The organism is Actinomadura logoneensis (assembly GCF_003428695.1).
GTDB lineage: Bacteria > Actinomycetota > Actinomycetes > Streptosporangiales > Streptosporangiaceae > Spirillospora > Spirillospora logoneensis.
Window position 1 is genome coordinate 1 of sequence record NZ_QURH01000529.1, and the last position, 1,493, is coordinate 1,493.

2 protein-coding genes are annotated in these 1,493 nt (G+C 72.3%); one reads left to right on the top strand and one right to left on the bottom strand.

Translation table 11 applies throughout. The features are described from left to right. Positions 1-51 precede the first annotated feature (51 nt). Positions 52-693, bottom strand: coding sequence for a hypothetical protein (locus tag DZF91_RS23855; RefSeq protein WP_117359548.1), 642 nt, complete (start codon positions 691-693; stop codon positions 52-54). Between the two features lie 297 nt (positions 694-990). Here DZF91_RS23855 and DZF91_RS23860 point away from each other — a divergent pair, with 297 nt between their 5' ends. After that, entirely contained in the window at positions 991-1,464 is a 474-nt protein-coding gene (locus DZF91_RS23860) for a DUF4383 domain-containing protein (protein WP_117359549.1), read from the top strand. The last annotated feature ends 29 nt before the right edge of the window (positions 1,465-1,493 follow it).

Genomic DNA, 1,493 nt, shown 5'->3' on the forward strand with positions numbered 1-1,493 from the left:
CCCGAGCGCCCCGCCGGGGGACGGCGGGGCGCTCGGGGGCGCGGGCCGGGCTCAGTTCGTCACCGTCTTCGGGCGGCGGAGCAGGGCGATCGCGACGCCCAGGAGCCACCAGCTGAAGACAGCGCCCATGAGGGCGGTGGTGCCCCAGCCGTTGGCCGCGTAGAAGTGCGCGGGGGTGTTGCCGAAGAACAGCGACGGCATGAAGGCCAGGTTGACCAGCGCCAGGGCGCAGGTGAGCAGGCCCGCCCAGCGCGGCAGGACCGACGTGCGCAGGATGGCGACGCCGACCGACCCGAGGAACATCGCCAGGAGCATCCGGCCGATGGTGCCGTAGAGGATGTAGGTGCCGTCCACCGTGACGGTGGGGTCGATCGGACGGTCGGACGCGATCACCGCGCCGGCCTCCAGCCCGGACGAGACCAGCGTGACGACGCCGTAGGCGAGGCCGGCGCCTCCGGCGAACCGGCCGATCCAGGCGTTCCGCGGATCGGCCTGGAGGACGAGTTCGCGGAACGCCATCGCGAAGGCGAGGACGAACCCGAGCCCGAGGACGCCGATGAGCAGCCGGCTCAGGACGTTGGAGGCGGGCGGCGCGCCCGAGTAGAAGAAGTAGAGCGGGACTTCGAGGATGAGCGCCGCCGCGGCGGCGAGTCCGGCCGCTCCGGTGAGTCGGCGGGCGAGGGAGGTGTTCATGTCGCGTCTTCCCATCGGGGTCCGAGGTGTGGTCGGGACGCTTCGAAGTCTTCGCCTTCCGGGCACCGCGGGCAGTGGGCTTGGGCGCCCGGCCGCCGGGGGCCTGGCTCCCCCGCCAGCGGGTGGGGGTCGGCCCACCGGACGGCCCGGGCACGCGCCGGCCAGGGCTCCGGGAGTCCCTCGGCACGTCGTCATCAGGGCGTCCAGAGGTGGTTTTGACCTGGAAAAACCGTGTATGGACGGACGACGCCGGGGTAGGGCGCCGGTCACCATCCGTCCTCAACCGAGGGTCGAATCATGAGCCAGCAGAACAGATCGTTCGGGGCCCTGCCCCTCGTCGGGAAGGCCGCGCTCGTCGTGGGCGCCGTCTTCCTGGTGGTGGGCATCCTGGGGTTCATCCCCGGGATCACCACCCACTACGGCGGGATGAAGTTCGCCGGGCACATGTCGGAGGCCAAGCTCCTCGGCCTCTTCAACGTGTCGATCCTGCACAACATCGTCCACCTGCTGTTCGGCCTCGCGGGGATCGCGCTCGCCCGCAACCCCGTCACCGCCCGGGGGTACCTGCTGGGCGGCGGCGTGATCTACCTGGTGCTGTGGCTGTACGGGCTGGTGATCGACCAGCACGGGTCGGCCAACTTCATCCCGGTGAACACCGCCGACAACTGGCTGCACCTGCTGCTCGGCCTCGGCATGATCGCGCTGGGGTTCGCCACCACCCGCGGCGGCGCGGGCGCGCCCGCCGGACCGGCGCCGCGCGGGACGAGGTGACGCCGGTGGCCGCGGGCGGCGACGGGGCC

Excerpts from the sequence above, each read along its gene's own strand:
- DZF91_RS23855 (WP_117359548.1), bottom strand. The coding sequence starts at position 693 with ATGAACACCTCCCTCGCCCGCCGACTCACCGGAGCGGCCGGACTCGCC.
- DZF91_RS23860 (WP_117359549.1), top strand. The coding sequence starts at position 991 with ATGAGCCAGCAGAACAGATCGTTCGGGGCCCTGCCCCTCGTCGGGAAG.